The sequence below is a fragment of the Streptomyces sp. NPDC045998 genome (assembly GCF_056430285.1).
In genome coordinates, this window is record NZ_JBWKLJ010000016.1 from 58,958 (window position 1) to 75,424 (window position 16,467).

15 protein-coding genes are annotated in these 16,467 nt (G+C 73.5%); 5 read left to right on the forward strand and 10 right to left on the reverse strand.

Annotated elements, in window-relative coordinates; all coding sequences use genetic code 11:
- Window positions 1-143 precede the first annotated feature (143 nt).
- The 4 genes from AC07FJ_RS32625 to yczE all read right to left on the reverse strand — a co-directional run bounded on the left by AC07FJ_RS32625 (window position 144) and on the right by yczE (window position 3,580).
- Window positions 144-518 (reverse strand): RNA polymerase-binding protein RbpA, encoded by a 375-nt coding sequence (locus tag AC07FJ_RS32625; protein WP_026278069.1) that lies wholly within the window; start codon window positions 516-518, stop codon window positions 144-146.
- 254 nt (window positions 519-772) lie between these two features.
- Entirely contained in the window at window positions 773-2,110 is a 1,338-nt protein-coding gene (locus AC07FJ_RS32630; protein ID WP_479052803.1) for an MFS transporter, read from the reverse strand.
- Window positions 2,111-2,153: 43 nt separating this feature from the next.
- The gene (locus AC07FJ_RS32635; protein WP_479052804.1) at window positions 2,154-2,912 is read right to left on the reverse strand and encodes a glycerophosphodiester phosphodiesterase family protein; all 759 of its coding nucleotides are present in this window, start codon (window positions 2,910-2,912) and stop codon (window positions 2,154-2,156) included.
- Window positions 2,909-3,580: a membrane protein YczE gene (gene yczE, locus AC07FJ_RS32640; protein WP_479052805.1), complete on the reverse strand. Its 672-nt coding sequence runs from the start codon at window positions 3,578-3,580 to the stop codon at window positions 2,909-2,911. Before yczE ends, AC07FJ_RS32635 begins: the two co-directional genes overlap by 4 nt.
- Before the next feature lie 101 nt (window positions 3,581-3,681).
- Here yczE and AC07FJ_RS32645 point away from each other — a divergent pair, with 101 nt between their 5' ends.
- On the forward strand, window positions 3,682-5,187 hold the full coding sequence (locus AC07FJ_RS32645) for an SCO1417 family PLP biosynthesis transcription factor (RefSeq protein ID WP_479052806.1): 1,506 nt from the start codon (window positions 3,682-3,684) through the stop codon (window positions 5,185-5,187).
- A gap of 93 nt (window positions 5,188-5,280) precedes the next feature.
- On the opposite strand, the gene AC07FJ_RS32650 is transcribed toward AC07FJ_RS32645, so the two are convergent.
- Together AC07FJ_RS32650 and AC07FJ_RS32655 are read right to left on the reverse strand one after the other, a co-directional pair.
- Window positions 5,281-6,894 (reverse strand): hypothetical protein, encoded by a 1,614-nt coding sequence (locus AC07FJ_RS32650; RefSeq protein WP_479052807.1) that lies wholly within the window; start codon window positions 6,892-6,894, stop codon window positions 5,281-5,283.
- Between the two features lie 50 nt (window positions 6,895-6,944).
- The gene (locus tag AC07FJ_RS32655) at window positions 6,945-7,139 is read right to left on the reverse strand and encodes a hypothetical protein (RefSeq protein ID WP_017949565.1); all 195 of its coding nucleotides are present in this window, start codon (window positions 7,137-7,139) and stop codon (window positions 6,945-6,947) included.
- Between the two features lie 316 nt (window positions 7,140-7,455).
- Between AC07FJ_RS32655 and AC07FJ_RS32660 the strand changes: the two genes are divergently transcribed.
- Window positions 7,456-7,848 (forward strand): ankyrin repeat domain-containing protein, encoded by a 393-nt coding sequence (locus tag AC07FJ_RS32660; RefSeq protein WP_361429733.1) that lies wholly within the window; start codon window positions 7,456-7,458, stop codon window positions 7,846-7,848.
- A 232-nt stretch (window positions 7,849-8,080) separates the two neighbouring features.
- Window positions 8,081-9,499, forward strand: a complete 1,419-nt coding sequence (locus AC07FJ_RS32665) for a HEAT repeat domain-containing protein (protein ID WP_479052808.1) — start codon at window positions 8,081-8,083, stop codon at window positions 9,497-9,499.
- A gap of 319 nt (window positions 9,500-9,818) precedes the next feature.
- Here AC07FJ_RS32665 and AC07FJ_RS32670 read toward each other — a convergent pair whose 3' ends face one another.
- Genes AC07FJ_RS32670 through AC07FJ_RS32685 form a run of 4 tightly spaced genes read right to left on the reverse strand, consistent with a single transcriptional unit; the run spans window position 9,819 to window position 13,439 of the window.
- On the reverse strand, window positions 9,819-10,697 hold the full coding sequence (locus AC07FJ_RS32670) for a 5-oxoprolinase subunit C family protein (protein WP_479052809.1): 879 nt from the start codon (window positions 10,695-10,697) through the stop codon (window positions 9,819-9,821).
- Window positions 10,694-11,359 carry a 5-oxoprolinase subunit PxpB gene (gene pxpB, locus AC07FJ_RS32675; RefSeq protein WP_479052810.1) on the reverse strand — a complete coding sequence of 222 codons (666 nt, stop codon included), beginning with the start codon at window positions 11,357-11,359 and terminating at the stop codon, window positions 10,694-10,696. The genes AC07FJ_RS32670 and pxpB overlap by 4 nt, the downstream gene beginning before the upstream one ends.
- 11 nt (window positions 11,360-11,370) lie before the next feature.
- A complete protein-coding gene (locus tag AC07FJ_RS32680; protein WP_479052811.1) occupies window positions 11,371-12,135 on the reverse strand; it encodes a LamB/YcsF family protein in 765 nt (254 codons plus the stop codon).
- Between the two features lie 23 nt (window positions 12,136-12,158).
- Entirely contained in the window at window positions 12,159-13,439 is a 1,281-nt protein-coding gene (locus AC07FJ_RS32685; RefSeq protein ID WP_479052812.1) for an MFS transporter, read from the reverse strand.
- 168 nt (window positions 13,440-13,607) lie between these two features.
- Here AC07FJ_RS32685 and AC07FJ_RS32690 point away from each other — a divergent pair, with 168 nt between their 5' ends.
- The gene (locus tag AC07FJ_RS32690) at window positions 13,608-14,327 is read left to right on the forward strand and encodes a GntR family transcriptional regulator (protein ID WP_479052832.1); all 720 of its coding nucleotides are present in this window, start codon (window positions 13,608-13,610) and stop codon (window positions 14,325-14,327) included.
- 131 nt (window positions 14,328-14,458) lie between these two features.
- A complete protein-coding gene (locus tag AC07FJ_RS32695) occupies window positions 14,459-15,985 on the forward strand; it encodes a hypothetical protein (RefSeq protein ID WP_479052813.1) in 1,527 nt (508 codons plus the stop codon).
- Window positions 15,986-16,467 lie beyond the last annotated feature (482 nt).

Consider the following 16,467-nt stretch of genomic DNA (forward strand, 5'->3'; position numbering starts at 1 on the left):
CCTCCCCCCCCCCCCCCCCCCCCCCCCCCCCCCCCCCCCCCCCCCCCCCCCCCCCCCTCCCCCCCCCCCCCCCCCCCCCCCCCCCCCCCCCCCGCGGCTCTTGCTTGCTTCCGTGCCGGCGCGGTGCCGGCCCGGTCACGCGATCAGGCGGACTTCCGGCTGTCGCGCGGGTGCACGGCGATGTTCATGGCGCCGGACCGCAGGACCGCCAGCCTCTCGGCCAGCACTTCCTCCAGCTCCTCGCGAGTGCGCCGCTCCATGAGCATGTCCCAGTGCGTACGCGCCGGCTTGCCCTTCTTCTCCTCGGGGCCGTCCCCGTCCACCAGAAGTGCCTGGCTTCCGCAGACCTTGCACTCCCACTCCGGCGGAATCTCCGCCTCGACCGAGAACGGCATCTCGAAACGATGCCCCTTCTCGCATGCGTACTCCACCGCCTGGCGCGGGGCCAGATCGATGCCGCGGTCGGTCTCGTAGCTGGTCACCACGAGGCGCGTGCCGCGAAGAGCTCGCTCACTCATGAATCGTGCCTCCCGGGCTTGTCGCCCACAGGACAGGTGTCGCTGTCGTCGTCATCCGGTCAACGTCCGGTCGGCGGTAAAGATTCCCGTTGCGGGTCATGCGTCGCCCAACGTGCCGCCCCTTTTTGTACCCACCAGTGCCCGGTTTGTCACATCTGGCAGAAGATGTCACCCAGCGTCTTCACTTCTTCGGCGCGCAGTAACGGTCCGCCTGGCAGGCCAAAGGCGTACACTACCGGACTTCTGTTCTGTGGCTAAATCCGATCCGGTACGGGGTTTCCCACGGCCGCCACCGCACGCCGCACGGGTACCCGCGCGAGCAGGGCGAAACCCAGCCCGAAGAAGACCACGAGCGAGATGATCGCATCCCGATAACTGCCGGTGACCTGGTACGCGAGGCCGAAGACGAGCGGCCCCAGCCAGCTCAGCCCCCGGTCGCTCATCTCGTACGCCGAGAAGTACTCGGCCTCCTTGCCGCGCGGCACCAGGTGCGAGAAGAGCGAGCGCGACAGCGCCTGGCTGCCGCCCAGCACCAGACCGATCGCCGCCGCAAGGGCGTAGAACCAGACAGGCGCGCCGGCCGGCAGGAAGTACGCGGCCGCCAGGATCAGCGTCCACACGGCGAGTGACCCGAGGATCGTCCGCTTGGCCCCGTACACGCGTGCCAGGCGGCCCATGCCGAGGGCGCCGGCCACCGCCAGGACCTGCACCAGCAGCACCGCCGTGATCAGCGTCGTCTGGTCCAGGCCCAGCTCCTCGGAGCCGTAGATGGAGGCCTGTGATATCACCGTCTGCACGCCGTCGTTGTAGACGAGGTATGCCAGCAGGAAGGACAGCGTGAGCGGATGGCGCCGCATGTCGCGCAGGGTCGCCATCAGCTGCCGCCACCCCGACCCGACGGCGCCCTCCCCGCCGGCCGCCGCCACCTGCCGGTCGCGCAGCCGGCGCAGCGGTATCAGCGTGAACGCTCCCCACCACAGACCGGCCGACGCCAGGCAGATGCGTACCGCCTCGGACTCCGACACCCCGAAGGAGTCGTGGCCCGTGTACAGCACGAGATCGATCACGAGGACGAGCGCGCCCGACGTGTACCCGAACGCCCATCCGCGCGAGGAGACCGCGTCCCGCTCCTCCGGCTCCGCGATCTGCGGCAGGTAGGCGTTGTACAGCACCATCGAGACGGCGAGCGAGGCGTTCGCCACGATCAGCAGGAACGCGCCGAGCAGATAGCGCTCCCCGTCCAGGAAGAACAGCCCCGTCGTCGCCGTCGCCCCCAGGTACGCGGACGCCGCCAGCAGCGGCTTCTTGCGGCCCGTCCGGTCGGCCACCGCCCCGGCCAGCGGCATCACCAGCACCGCCAGGACGACCGAGACGGAGACCGCGTACGCGAAGACCGAACCCGCGCGGACCGGGATTCCCAGGGGGTGGACGAAACCGTCCGCGTCCGCGGCCGCCTTGGCGACCGACGTCAGATACGGGCCGACGAACACCGTCAGCACGCTCGTCGAATAGACGGAGCACGCGAAGTCGTAGAAGTACCAACCCCGTTGCTCGCGTATCCGGTCAGCTCGGTCGGCGGTTCCGACGGTCACGGCCGCCCCCCTCGTTCGTCCCCGTGGTGAGACGGCCCGGGCCTCAGACCCACACTCCCCGGTCGGTCAGCACCGTGCGCAGCGTCTCCAGATGATCGGTCATGATGCCATCCACGCCCAGATCGAGCAGGGCGGCCATCCGTTCCGGATCGTTCACCGTCCAGACGTGCACCTGGAGACCCCGTTCGTGCGCCGCCTTGACGAACCGCCGGTCCACCACCCGCACTCCGCCCTGGCTCTCCGGCACCTGCGCCGCCACCGCGCCCCCGCGCAGCGCCGCCGGGATCCCGTACGAGCGCAGCCGCAGCCCCAGCACCCCCCGCACCCCGTACGAGGTCGCCAGGCGTGGTCCCGCGAGGCGCACGGCCCTGGCCACCCGGCCCTCGTCGAAGGAGCCGACGCACACCCGGTCCCAGGCGTCCGTCCTCCGGATCAGCTCCAGCAGGGGCAAGAGGGCGGCCTCCGCCTTGACGTCCACGTTCCAGCGGGCGTCCGGGAACTCCTCCAGCAGCTCCTCGAAGAGCGGCAGCGGTTCCCTGCCCGCCACTCGGGCCCGGCCGACCACGCTCCAGGGCAGTCGGTCTATCCGGCCCCGGGCGTCCGTCACGCGGTCCAGCGTCGCGTCGTGGAAGGCGACGAGCCGGCCGTCGGCGGTGGTGTGCACGTCGGTCTCGAAGTAGCGGTAACCGGCCACGGCGGCTCGCCGGAAGGCGGCCACCGTGTTCTCCAGCCCGTCCGCGGCCCCGCCGCGATGGGCGAACGGTATGGGCGACGGGTGGTCGAGGTAAGGATGGCGAGTCACCGCCGCAGTATGGCCCGCCGCGGTGTCCGCCGGGCGACCACCGTGCTGACGCCCGTGTCCGGGACGGCGAAGACCCGCAGGAACAGCTGGGCGAGCGGCCCGATCGCCAGGGCGTACGCCACCGTGCCCACCCCCACCGAGCCACCCAGCAGGAACCCGGCGAGCACCACCCCGGCCTCGATGGCCGTACGCACCAGCCGGATCGACCGGCCCGTACGGCGGTGCAGCCCCGTCATCAGCCCGTCGCGCGGGCCGGGCCCGAGGCGGGCCGCGATGTAGAGCCCGGTCGCCACACCGTTGAGGACGATGCCGGCCACCATCATCGGGACCTGCGCCACCAGGTCGTGGGCGGCTGGCAGCACCGCCAGCGAGGCGTCGATGGCGACGCCGAAGACCAGGACGTTCGAGACGGTGCCGAGCCCCGGCTTCTGCCGGAGCGGGACCCACAGCAGGAGCACGACGACGCCGACGAGCATCGAGACCACGCCGATCGACAGCCCGGAGCGTTCCGCCAGGCCCTCGTGCAGCACGTTCCAGGGCTCCAGGCCCAGCCCGGCGCGCACGAGCAGGGCGGAGCTCACGCCGTACAGGACCAGACCGACGTACAGCTGGACCAGGCGCCGCGGCAGACGCCGCCCGCGCAGGCCTCCCAGCGAGGTGATGGACAAAGTGTGCCCCCGGAGTGGTGGTGGTGGACTGACTCATGTCACTCTGGGTGCGGGAATTGGACTCCAACCATGGCCAATTCCAGGAAGGTGGACTGAATTCCATGACGGAGTGGACCTCCGCGGTGGGCGCCGCCCAGCTCGCCCGGCAGCTGACCGCCCAGCAGCCCCGCCCCGCCGGCCCCGGCACGCGCAAGCCGCCCGCCTACCGCGCGCTCGCCGACGGCATCCGGCTGCTGGTCCTGGAAGGCCGTGTCCCGGTCGCCGCCCGCCTGCCCGCCGAGCGCGAACTGGCCCTCGCCCTCTCGGTGAGCCGCACCACCGTCGCCGCCGCGTACGAGGCGCTGCGCGCGGAGGGCTTCCTGGAGTCCCGGCGCGGTGCCGGCAGCTGGACCGCCGTACCGGCCGGCAACCCGCTGCCCGCGCGCGGCCTGGAACCACTGCCACCGGAGTCCCTCGGCTCCATGATCGACCTGGGCTGCGCGTCGCTCCCGGCGCCCGAGCCCTGGCTGACCCGCGCCGTGCAGGGGGCGCTGGTGGAGCTGCCGCCGTACGCCCACACGCACGGCGACTACCCTGCCGGGCTGCCCGCGCTCCGGCAGATGCTCGCCGACCGGTACACCGCACGCGGCATCCCGACCATGCCCGAGCAGATCATGGTGACGACGGGCGCGATGGGCGCCATCGACGCGATTTGCCACCTCTTCGCCGGCCGCGGTGAGCGCATCGCCGTCGAGTCACCGTCGTACGCCAACATCCTCCAGCTGATGCGCGAGGCCGGCGTCCGGCTGGTGCCGGTCGCGATGGCGGAGGGCCTGACCGGCTGGGACATGCCCCGCTGGCGCCAGGTCTTCCGCGACGCCGGGCCCCGTCTCGCGTACGTCGTCGCCGACTTCCACAACCCCACCGGCGCCCTCGCCGACGAGGAGCAGCGCCGCCAGCTGGTGGACGCCGCCCGCTCCGCCGGGACGGTGCTCGTGGTCGACGAGACCATGACGGAGCTGTACCTGGAGGAGGGGCTGGAGATGCCCCGCCCGGTCTGTTCCTTCGACCCGGGCGGCAGCACGGTGATCACCGTGGGCTCGGCCAGCAAGGCCTTCTGGGCCGGCATGCGCATCGGCTGGGTCCGCGCGGCTCCGGACGTGATCCGCTCCCTGGTCGCGGCCCGCGCCTACGCGGACCTCGGCACCCCGGTGCTGGAGCAGCTGGCCGTCACCTGGCTGATGAGCACCGGCGGCTGGGAGGAGGCGGTCGCCCTGCGCCGCGCCCAGGCGCGCGAGAACCGCGACGCGCTGGTCGCGGCGGTCCGCAGGGAGCTGCCCGGCTGGGAGTTCGACGTGCCTCTCGGCGGCCTCACCCTCTGGGTCCGCACCGGCGGCCTCTCCGGCTCCCGCCTCGCCGAGGTGGGCGAACGCGTCGGCGTCCGCGTCCCCTCGGGCCCCCGCTTCGGCGTGGACGGCGCCTTCGAGGGGTACGTACGGCTGCCCTTCACGGTCGGCGGCCCGGTCGCCGACGAGGCGGCGGCCCGCCTCGCGGCGGCCGCACGGCTCGTCGAGTCCGGCGCCCCGGGCAGCCCCTCCGCCGAAGCGCCGCGCACCTTCGTGGCCTGACGGCCTGCGGGCCCGGCGGTGGTCCAGCACGAGTCCGGCCCCGGTCGGGGTTCTCGGGTCTGACAGGCCGCGGGGCCTACCCGGCCGGGCCCCTCAGCCCGTCGTGGTCTCCCGAGGCCTGCCCGCGAGGTGCTGCAGCCGCACCGTGTCGGTGATGTGCTGCGGCTCCGGGAGCAGCTCCAGCACCGCCTGCCGGTGCGCCTCGCTCGTCGCGTCGTCGTACGGGTCCGGCGTCGCCGGCACCTGGAGGCGCAGGACCGGTCCCGTACCCAGCCGTGCGTACCCACGCCCCGGCGGCACACTCGGCGGGGGCGTGGTGTGCGGCGCCGCGCCGAGGACGGACTCCACCTGCTCGCGTGAGGCCGGGCCGAGCACGACCCGGGCGCGCGTGTGCGTGCGTACGGCCTCGCTCAGCGCGTCCAGGCCGTCGAACTGCTCCGCCACGGCGACGGTGACCTGCACCGCCCTGCCGTGCCGCAGCGGCACCCCGAGCAGCTCCTGCGGGTCGGTGCGCCCGTCGGCGGCCGCCAGGTGCCCGAGGGCGGCGGGCCGGTCGACCAGGATCCACAGCGGCCGCTTGGTGTCCTCGGGGGCCGGGCGGCCCGCCTGGCGGGCCCGGTTCGCCGCGATCAGCCGCCGCTCGGTCTCGTGCGCCGCCCATTCGAGGCTGGTCAGCGCCCCGGCGAGCCCGCACTCGACGCCCAGCACCCCGGTGCGTCCGGCGAGGCACGCGTACTCCCCGGTGCCGCTGCCGTCGACGATGACCACGTCGCCGTGGTCCAGCGCCTGCAGCGCGAGGCACCGCAGCAGCGACGTGGTGCCGCTGCCGGGGGCGCCGACGGCGAGCAGGTGCGGCTCCGTCGAGCGGGGGCCGGTCCGCCACACCACGGGCGGCGCGTCGTGCCGCTCGTCGCCCGCGCGGACGGGCATGGTCCGCTGTACCGCGTCGTCGTCGGTGAACCCCAGCACCGTCTCGCCGGGCGCGGTCACGAAGGGCTGCGCCGCGATGGTGGTCGGCAGCGCGGGCAGCACCCTCATGAGGAGCTGGTTCTCCTCCTCGTACCACTGGAAGAAGTACTCGCGGCCGCGCCCGGACTTGGCGTGCAGCAGGTGCTCGATCCGGGCCCTCGCGGCGGGGTCCCCGTCGGGGAAGTACGCCGGGTAGGCGATCCGCAGCCGCGTCGGCCGCCCGTCCGCGTCGAAGTCGAAGTCACTGAGGGCCTTGCTCCACTCCCCGCCGTGGGCGAAGAGCGGAGCGGGGTCCTCGGGGACGGAGAAGTGGGGCACCAGGGCCTCGTAGAGCGCCTTCAGCCGCTCCTTCTCCGCCTCGTCGGGCCCGGTCTTCACGACCGGGCGCTCGCGTCCGTGCCACGCCGCCGCGCCCATCACCGACACGAGCGCGAGCAGCGGCCCGTACGGCGCGAGGGCGACGACCAGCACGCAGGCCGCGGCGAGGAACAGCGCGGGACCGCGCCGGTCCTTGGGGGTCGCCGCCCACTTGGCGCGGCCCGCCGCGGCCAGCCTCCGCAGACCACGGGTGATCGTGATCAGCGGATGGAGGACGTCCGTGGCGCTGTCGGCGGCCGTTCGCGCGATCTCTCGGCTCCGCGCGATCCGGTGGCTGCCGCTGCTCAGCACGCGGCTGTTCAGCACGCGGCTGCTCAGGGCGCGGCTGCTCGGAATGCGGGGGAGTGGTCGCCGGGCCACGTCGTACTCCTGAGGGCCTGAAGGGATGGGAGGGGTCGTGGGCGTCGGCGTCAGAACTTGATCCCGCCCAGCAGGCTGGCGAGGCTCGCGCCGCCCGCCGTGATGCTCGGGGCGATGGCGGTACCCGCCAGGTAGAAGCCGAAGAGGGCGCAGACGAGGGCGTGGGAGGCCTTGAGCCCGTCCTTCTTGAAGAAGAGGAAGACGATGATGCCGAGCAGGACCACGCCGGAGATGGACAGGATCATGAGTTTCTCCTGGGTGAGGGGACAGTCACCTTGAGTACTTCCAAGCTCACCGCAAGTATCAATGCGACAAAAGATGCAAATGGGTGAAATGTCGGAGTTTTCGCTGGATCGGCGTACGCCGACCCTTGTCGCCCCGCTCGTGACCGCCTTGAGGTGATCTTTCCCACTGCCTGGCGCAGTCGCCCCGCGGCCCGGGCAGTACCCTGTCGGTTCACTTGCACGGCGACCCGCCGTGCGTACTGGTTCCACCCACGTCCGCGCAGGTCAGCACGGCCGGCGCGGATACGGGTCAACGACGTGAAAGGCGGTCCGTCCGATGAGTGAGACTCCGGACCCCGAGGTGATCGAGCTGGCGTCCAGGATCTTCGACATGGCGCGCCAGGGGGACGCCAAGACACTCGCCGAGTACGTCGACCACGGCGTGTCCCCGAACCTCACCAACGACAAGGGCGACTCCCTGGTGATGCTCGCCGCCTACCACGGCCACGCCGAGGCCGTGGAGGCCCTCCTCAGCCGCGGCGCCGACCCTAACCGCGTCAACGACCGCGGCCAGACGCCCATCGCCGGCGCCGTCTTCAAGGGCGAGGACGACGTGGTGCGCGCCCTCCTCGCGGCGGGCGCGGATCCGGAAGCCGGGACTCCGTCCGCCGTGGACACCGCCCGCATGTTTGGGAAGGCACACCTGCTGGAGCTGTTCGAGTCCCGGTGAACGGGGACTGAACCCCAGGCGAGAAGGGTGCCGTAAATGTGGTCGCGGTGGCGAAATGGCTGGGTCATCATGACGTCGGGCCCACAGGGGGCCACCGACGAGAGGCAGAGGAAGATGGTCGACACCAAGCGGAAGACGACGAGCGGCTCCACATGTTGCTGCGCGGCCTAGGCACCCCACCGTTCACCGGGGACCCCCGGTTGCGTCGACAGCTTGATGTGAGGCATTTTCCATGTTCGATCCGGTCATAGCGCCGAGCGGTACGCTGCTCGGCCTGTTGCAGAGGGGCCGCGGCGACGGCACGCTGCACGCGCTCGCCGCGCCACGCGCGGAGGCCCTCGCCGCCCTCAACCACTGCGTCCTGAACGACCCGCGCCAGGACTGGCAGGTCGAGAACCGCTCCCTCTACTACGCGCGCCTCTACCTGGACCTGCACGGTGGGCTCGACGCCGTCGAGGCCCATCTCTTCGGCCCCGAGGACCACCTCGACACGGACGAGTCCCGCACCGGGCTCGCCCTCGCCGTACTCGGCCACCTCGCCTCGTACGGCCGTGAGGACGCCCTCGTGCTGCTGCGCGGGTACGCCGCGACCGGCGCCAACTGGACCTGGGCCCTCGACGAGCTCGCGCTGCGCGACGACGACTCCGCGCTGCGCGCCCTCGCCGAGCCCGTGCTCGCCCGCTTCCCGGCCACCCCGGAGGGCGACGCCGAGCTCGCCGCCGCCGTACGCGACGCCTTCGAGCCCCGCCCGTGGCGGCTGTGGGCCGAGGACCGGCGGGACGCCGTCGGCGCCCGGGTGCGCGCCGCCCAGGAACGCGGCTCCTTCGACCGCTGGCAGCGCCAGATGCGCCCCACGGGGCCACGCCCCGGCTGGAGCGTCCAGGCGGTCTTCGACTGGGCCCAGGAGGGCCTGGAGCGCGGCTCCGCGCTCCACGTGCCCGCCGCCCGCTGCCTGACGGCCGTCGCGGGGCCCGAGGACCGGGCCCTGATCCTCGAAGCCGCCCGCAGCGGCTCGGACGGCGCCCGCTGCGCCGCCCTGCACTACCTGGCCGAGGCGCGGGACCCCGCCGTCCTGGACCTGATCGAGGCCGCCGCGGGCGACGGCTCCCGAACCGTCGCCGACGCCGCCGTCGCCGCCTTCGAGCGGATGTGCGGAGAGGCGGCCGTCGACCGGGCACGCGGCTGGGTGCACCGGCCCGACGCGCTCGGCAGCTCGGCGGCCGGTGTACTCGCCTCCCGGGGCGGCCCCCAGGACGCCGCCCTGGTGCTCGGCGCCCTGCGCGAGGCCGTACGGACCCACGGCCCGGACGCGCTCGCGCTCTACCCGCTCGTCGACGGGGCCGGCCGGCTCGGCATCGCCTGCGCCGCACCCGTCCTGCGCCACATCTACCGGGAGACCGCGGCCTCCCAGCTGCGCGGCCGCACGGCCCGCGCCCTCGCCGCGACCGACCCCTCCTTCGCCACCGGCTTCGCCGTCGAGTGCCTGTGGGACTGCGAGGAGACCACCAGGGAGATCGCCGCCCTGCACGCCGAGACCGGGGACGTACGCGTCGCCGAACGGCTGCGCCACCTCGCCGCCGACCCGGCGGAGGAGGACGAGGTGCAACTGGCCGTACGCAGCAGGATCGGTCCGGACACACCGACCGGCTGAGGCCACCGCGCCGACCGGCCGCACGGCCCCACCGCGCTTGGCCCCGGCGGCTGCTTCCGGCGGTTGGTTCCGGCGGTTGATCCCGCCATGGGGAGAAGCCCGCGTGGCGCCGTCCTTACCGAGAACGGGGAGATGCCCGGGCGCTGGGAGTTCCGGACCGACCGGGGCGGCACCTTCACCGACATCGTGGCCCGGCGCCCCGACGGGTGCCTGCTCACGCGCGGGCTGCTCTCGCACGGCCCCACATGACCAACTCCCGGCTCACCGACCCCGAGGTCCTGGAGTGGCGCCACCCGGTCTCGACACGCGGGGGCGGCGGCTAGGGGACACCCCCGGACTGAACCACGAACCGCACCGGCGTCCCCGGCACCGCCTGCGCCGCGGCCGCCAGGTCCCGCTCCCGGACCACCGCGACCACCGGATAGCCGCCGGTCGTGGGGTGGTCGGCGAGGAACACCACGGGCCGCCCGTCCGGCGGTACCTGGACCGCGCCCAGGACCATGCCCTCGCTGGGCAGTTCACCGGCGACGGCCCGCTCCAGGGGCGGCCCCTCGGTGCGCAGCCCGATCCGGTTGCTCGCGGGGGACACGCGGTACGTGCGCGTGGCGAGGGTGCGGAGCGCCGCGTCCGTGAACCAGTCGTGGCGCGGGCCCAGGCGCACCCGCAGGACCAGCTCCCGTGGCGGGCCGGGCCAGGGCGCGGTGTCGTACAGGGCCGCGGCCCCGGACGGCGCCCGGCCCAGCGGCAGCACGGCCCCGTCCCGCAGCGGCGCGGGGCCCAGCCCCGAGAGCAGGTCCGTGGAGCGGCTGCCCAGCACCGGCTCGGCGGCCACACCTCCGGCGAACGCCACATAGGAGCGCAGACCGCGCACCGCCGCGCCCACCTCCAGCACGGCGCCCTCGGGCACGCGTACCGCCGCGCCCCAGGCCACCGGCCGCCCGTCCACGGTCACCGGGCACGGAGCGCCGCCCACCGCGACGGTCACCGCGCACCGCGGCCGCACCGCACAGCCGTTGACGGTCGTCTCCAGCACCGCCGCGCCCACCGGATTGCCGACCAGCCGGTTGACGAGCCCGCTCGCATACGGATCGAGGGCACCCGAGCGCGGCACGCCCAGGTGGGCGTGGCCGAACCGTCCCCGGTCCTGCACGGTGGTCAGCGCCCCCGCCCGTACGACCGCGAAGGCACGGTCGGTCATCTGCCCTCCAGACGGTCGCGGGTGCCGGGCTCGGGAACGAACCGCACCCGGGTGCCCGGCGCCAGCAGTGCCGCCGGCTCGCGCGCCGGGTCCCACAGCACCAGGTCCGTCGACCCGATCAGCTGCCACCCGCCGGGCGAGGAGCGCGGGTAGACACCGGTGTACGCGCCCGCCAGCGCCACCGAACCGGGCGGGACGGAGGTGCGGGGGGTGGAGCGGCGCGGCACCTCGTACCGCGTGGGGAGGCCGGTCAGATAGCCGAAGCCCGGTGCGAAGCCGCAGAACGCCACCCGGTACTCCACCCCGGAATGGATCCTCGCCACCTCCCCCGCCTCCACGCCCCACAGCGCCGCCACCACAGCCAGGTCCGGACCGTCGTACCGGACGGGGATCTCCAGAACCGGTTCCACGCGCGCGTGCAGCGGCTCCATCTCCCACCGGGTGACCTGCTCCGCGAGGCGTCCGGGGTCTTCCACCCCGTCGAGCAGCACGGTCCGCGCCGCGGGCACGATCTCCCGTACGGCGGGGAGCGCGCCGGACGCACGGCGGCGCAGCACCTCGGCGTGGAAGGCCTGCGCCTCCTCACCGCTGCCGAGCTCGACCAGCAGGGCCCGTTCACCCACGGCCAGCGCCCTGATCGTCGACCTCGTGCCCGGCCCCATGCCCGGCGTCCTCATACGAACGCCTCCACCCGCACACCCGAGTCCTCCAGGCGGGAACGGACCGCGCGGGCCAGCTCCACCGCGCCCGGCGTGTCCCCGTGCAGGCACAGGGAGCGGGCGCGGACGGCGACCGTCCGGCCGCACCGGGAGGTGACCTCTCCGAGCGTGGCCATGGACACCGACCGCTCCACCACGGCCGCCGGATCGGTGATCACGGCCCCCTCCTCGCGCCGCGGCACGAGCGTCCCCGCGGCGGTGTACGCCCGGTCCGCGAACGCCTCCGCGACGACGGGCAACCCCGCTTTGCCCGCCGTCTCGTGCAGCCGCGAGCCCGGCAGACCGAGCACGGGCAGCCGCTCGCCGGTCAGCAGCACCCCGTCGACCACCGCCTGGGCCTGTTCCTCGTCGTGGACCACGCGGTTGTAGAGCGCGCCGTGCGGTTTGACGTACGACACGCGAGTCCCGGCCGCTCTGGCGAACACCTCCAGGGCGCCGATCTGATAGGCGACTTCGGCGGCCAGCTCGTCGGCGGGCACGTCCATGGAGCGCCGCCCGAAGCCGGCCAGGTCGCGGTAGGAGACCTGGGCACCGATCCGGACCCCCCGCTCGGCCGCCAGCGCGCAGACGCGCCGCATGGTGACCGGGTCGCCGGCGTGGAAGCCGCAGGCGACGTTGGCGCTGGTGACGACGGACAGGAGCTGTTCGTCGTCCGTGAGGCGCCAGCGGCCGAAACCCTCGCCCAGGTCGGCGTTGAGGTCGATCGAGGACCAGGTCATGGTGATGTCTCCTTGGGAGTGCGTCAGGCGAGCTCGCGGCCCCGGGTCTCCGGCAGCCCGAGCAGGGCCAGCACGGCGATGCCGTACCCGATCGCGCCGAAGACCAGCGCCCCGCCCACGCCCCAACTGTCGGCGAGGAAGCCGACCAGCGTCGGGAAGAACGCGCCGACCGCGCGGCCGGTGTTGTACGTGAACCCCTGCCCGGTGCCGCGCACCGCCGTCGGGTACAGCTCCGCCAGGAACGAGCCGAACCCGCTGAAGATGGCCGACATGCAGAAGCCGAGCGGGAAACCGAGCACGAGCAGCAGTCCGTCGGCGCCGGAGGGGATATTGGTGTAGGCGAGGATGGACAGCGCGGACAGGCAGGCGAAGATCACGATGTTGCGCTTCCGGCCGAGCCGGTCGGTGAGGTAACCACCCGTCAGGTAGCCGATGAAGGCACCGGATATCAGGAAGGTCAGATAGCCGCCGGTGCCGATGACCGTCAGACCCCGGTCGTCCTTGAGGTACGTCGGGATCCAGGTGGCGAGGGTGTAGTAGCCGCCCTGGACACCGGTGGACAGCAGCATCGCGAACAGAGTCGTCCGCAGCAGCCCCGGGCGGAAGATCGCGGTGAAGGAACCGCGCTCGCGGCTCGCCGCGCGCACCTGGGCGACGTGGGGCGCGTCCTCGACGTTCCTGCGGACCCAGATGACCAGGAGGGCAGGCAGCGCGCCCGTCCAGAACATCACGCGCCACGCGGTGTCCGCGTCGAGGAAGTGGAAGACCAGCGTGTAGACGACGACCGCGAGCGCCCAGCCGGCCGCCCACGCGCTCTGGATGCCGCCCAGCGTGCGGCCGCGGTGCTTCGCGGAGGCGTATTCGGCGACCAGGATGGCGCCCACCGCCCACTCGCCGCCGAAGCCGAGGCCCTGGAGGGCGCGGAAGACGAGCAGCGTCTCGTAGTTCGGCGCGAAGCCGCACAGGACGGTGAAGAGCGCGTACGTGATGACCGTGATCATCAGCGCCTTCACCCGGCCGATCCGGTCGGCGAGGATCCCGGCGAGCACGCCGCCGACCGCCGAGACGACGAGGGTGACGGTGGTGAGCAGTCCGGTCTGACCGCTGGTGAGGCTGAAGTAGGCCGATATGGCCACCATGCTCAGCGGCAGCGTGAAGAAGTCGTAGGAGTCCAGGGCGTATCCGCCGAACGCGCCACCGAAGGCGCGCCGGCCGCGCGGCCCGAGGGCGCGCAGCCAGGCGAACGCGCCCTTGTCCTCGGGCTGTTCGCCCTGGGTGGCCTGAGGGGTCTGGGTCGTACTCATCGGCACCTCGCGTAAGAGGGGAGGAGCGGAGCCGTGCGGTAGCCCCAAGGTAGGGGATTGTTGAACGATCCGACAAGGGGGTTGTCCCCCGTTCCGACCTGAGGTTTTCCTTCTACGATGAGCGGGCCGAGGCGGCGACGGGTGCGGGACGGCGGGAAGAGGTGCGTGGTGAGTGCGACGGGCTCCGAGGCGGCCGGCGGACTGGCGGACGACCGTGCGCTGCTGGGGCGTACGAGCACGGCCGAGCGGGTCGCCGACATCCTGCGCACCCGCATCGCCGAGGGCTTCTTCAAACCCGGCGCCCGGCTCTCCGAGGACAGCATCGCCGGGGCGCTTGGGGTCTCGCGCAACACCCTGCGCGAGGCCTTCCGGCTCCTCACCCATGAACGCCTGCTCGTCCACGAGCTCAACCGCGGCGTCTTCGTGCGGGTCCTCACGGTCGACGACGTCGTGGACATCTACCGCACGCGGCGGCTCGTCGAATGCGCCGTCGTCCACGGCCTGGGCGAGCCGCCGTTCGAGCTCCACGGTCTGATCCTGGCGGTCACCGGCGGGGAGCGGGACGCCCGCGAAGGCGACTGGGAGGGCGTGTCCACGGCCAACATCCACTTCCACCGCGAGCTCGTCGCCCTCGCGGGCAGCGCGCGCACCGACGAGCTGATGCGCTCGGTCCTCGCCGAACTCCGCCTCGCCTTCCACGGGGTGGACGACCCCCGTGCCCTGCACGAGCCCTATCTCATGCGAAACCGGGAGATTCTGGACGCCTTGCGTGCCGGTGAGCGGGTGAAGGCGGAACGGCTCCTCGCGGACTACCTCGACGACTCCCGCGACCGGCTGGTCGACGTCTACGCACACCTGGTCGAGCCGGACGCCGGCCCCGGCGCCTGACGAACACCGGCCCCGGCGCCTGACGAACACCGGCCCCGGGCTGGCTCCGGTGAGGCGCCCCCGGGCGGCCGGGAGGGGGGCCGTCTGCGCCGTTTCGACCGTTGTCAGTCCGAGGACCTAATCTGTGCAGCGTGACTTCGCCTGTCTCGACGGATCTCGCTCCGCCCCAGCTCAGCGCGGGGCCGCGGCCTGCTCAGGGCCCGGCCGCCGACGAAGGGCTGGCGCGGCGGCTGCGTGCGCTCGCGTGCACCGCGCCGCTGCACGACCTGGACGCCCGCAAGGCGAACCTGGCGGGGGAGTACTCGGTCTACGGCATGGCGGAGATCGCGCTCTCCGCGATCGACCTCGTCACGCTCAACATGGACTTCGACACCGGCGCCGACCACGAGCAAATCGTCGCCCGGCTGCTGCCGAGGGTCGCCGCCCAGGCCCCGCAGCGCCCCGCCGCCGAGCACGAACGGGTCGCCCGCTGGGTCCTCGAGAACCTGATCAACGTCGGCAGCGTCGACCGCGGCTTCCGCGCCGTGTACGGCACCTTCGGGCCCGACGGCGTCTACGTGCGCCGGGACTACGACTTCAAGCTCCTCGAGGAAGTCCCCGGCTACGGCGGCACCGTCTACCTCCGCACCACCGACGAAGCGGTCAACGTCCTCGTCGGAGCGCTCGACACCGATGTCACCAGCGCCCAGATCGCCGCCGAGGTGAAGCTGGAGGTGCTCATCAGCCGCGGCCGCCTCGCCGACGCCCAGCTCGCCGCCGAGCAGGCGCGCTACCGCACCGTGCAGTACGCCGAGACCCTCCGCAAGACCCTGGAGGCCACCCGGCGCAACGTCCGCGCCGTCGACTGGCTCCAGACCGTGCCGGACATGATCGAGGAGGCGCTCGCCCACGTCGCCGACCGGTACCGCCACGAGAACGCCATCCTCACCAACATCCGCAAAGCGCGCGACGAAGCCGAGGACCAGGAGCACAAGCGGCGTGCCGCCGAGCTCGTCGACATCGTCAAGGACTGCATCCGCCGCCACACCCAGCTCCAGTCCCGGCTGCTGGAGGCCGGCCCGCTGTTCCGCGCCGAACAGGACCGGCAGGCCTTCGCCACCCCCACCGCCCGCGCGGGCCTCGACCTGTACGGCCAGCTCGTCGCCCCGCTGCTGCCGCTCCCCCTCGAGCAGTCCCTCCGCGTCACCGACGCCTACTTCGCGCACGGCACCGGCCTGCGCACCCCCGCCTCCGTACGCCTCGGCGACCTGGTCGACCTGCTGCTCACACCGCCGCTGGAGCGCGAGCACCTCGGTGCCGAGATGCCCGAGCCGGACCTGATCGCCACCCCGGACGACAGCCGGTTCAGCGAGGAGCAGCTCGCCGCCGCCATGGAACTGCTCGACCTGGAGCACGACGCCCCGCGCCGGCTCTCCGGCCTCCTCGCCGAAGCGCGCCGCCGCGACCCCGAACTGCCGTACCTCGTCGCCCTCCTGGCGATCCACGCGGCCAGCCCCCCGGTCGGTACGGCCTACCGGCAGGGCGAGGAGCGGCTCCTCTTCGCCGTCGACGACGGAACCGAACTGGACGATCCCGAGTTCGGCGGCGCCGACCTGATCGTCGGGACGGCCCTGCTGGACGCGGCGGGCATGGCCGCGGACCGCACGGACACGGCATGACGCGCCACCCCGCGCCGCAGCGGCGGTGGCCTCACGCCCGGACCGACCGCCCGGCAGCGTCCCGGGCCCTGCGCCCGGCTCTGCCCCATACCGACCGCCCGGCCCTGCGCCGGAGCGCTCGCGCGGCAGCTCCCCGAGCCCTACGCCCGGCCTTGCCCCGGAGCGCGCGCCCGGCACGGTGCTGGACCGCGACGCGCCCGGCAGGGCGTTGGACCGCGACGCGCCCGACCCGGCGTTGGACCGCGACGCGCCCGACCCGGCGTTGGACCGCGACGCGCCCGGCAGCGCACCGGACAGCACGCGTGACCGGGCCCGCGGCCGCACCTCTGCCGGCACCCGGACCGGCGCCCGCCGCCGCTGCCGTAGCCCGCGCCGGGCGGCGGTTCCGTACCGTGGGCCGCCTCCGCGCCGAGCGCCGACCGCGTACCGAGGGCCGTCTCCGTACCGCGCCCCGCCCCCGCACCCCGTACCGACCCGCCCCC

Bases quoted from the DNA above. Each gene is read 5' to 3' on its own strand.
- AC07FJ_RS32625 (WP_026278069.1), bottom strand. From the start codon at position 518: ATGAGTGAGCGAGCTCTTCGCGGCACGCGCCTCGTGGTGACCAGCTAC.
- AC07FJ_RS32645 (WP_479052806.1), top strand. From the start codon at position 3,682: ATGACGGAGTGGACCTCCGCGGTGGGCGCCGCCCAGCTCGCCCGGCAG.
- AC07FJ_RS32655 (WP_017949565.1), bottom strand. From the start codon at position 7,139: ATGATCCTGTCCATCTCCGGCGTGGTCCTGCTCGGCATCATCGTCTTC.
- AC07FJ_RS32660 (WP_361429733.1), top strand. From the start codon at position 7,456: ATGAGTGAGACTCCGGACCCCGAGGTGATCGAGCTGGCGTCCAGGATC.
- AC07FJ_RS32665 (WP_479052808.1), top strand. From the start codon at position 8,081: ATGTTCGATCCGGTCATAGCGCCGAGCGGTACGCTGCTCGGCCTGTTG.
- AC07FJ_RS32670 (WP_479052809.1), bottom strand. From the start codon at position 10,697: ATGACCGACCGTGCCTTCGCGGTCGTACGGGCGGGGGCGCTGACCACC.
- pxpB (WP_479052810.1), bottom strand. From the start codon at position 11,359: ATGGGGCCGGGCACGAGGTCGACGATCAGGGCGCTGGCCGTGGGTGAA.
- AC07FJ_RS32680 (WP_479052811.1), bottom strand. From the start codon at position 12,135: ATGACCTGGTCCTCGATCGACCTCAACGCCGACCTGGGCGAGGGTTTC.
- AC07FJ_RS32685 (WP_479052812.1), bottom strand. From the start codon at position 13,439: ATGAGTACGACCCAGACCCCTCAGGCCACCCAGGGCGAACAGCCCGAG.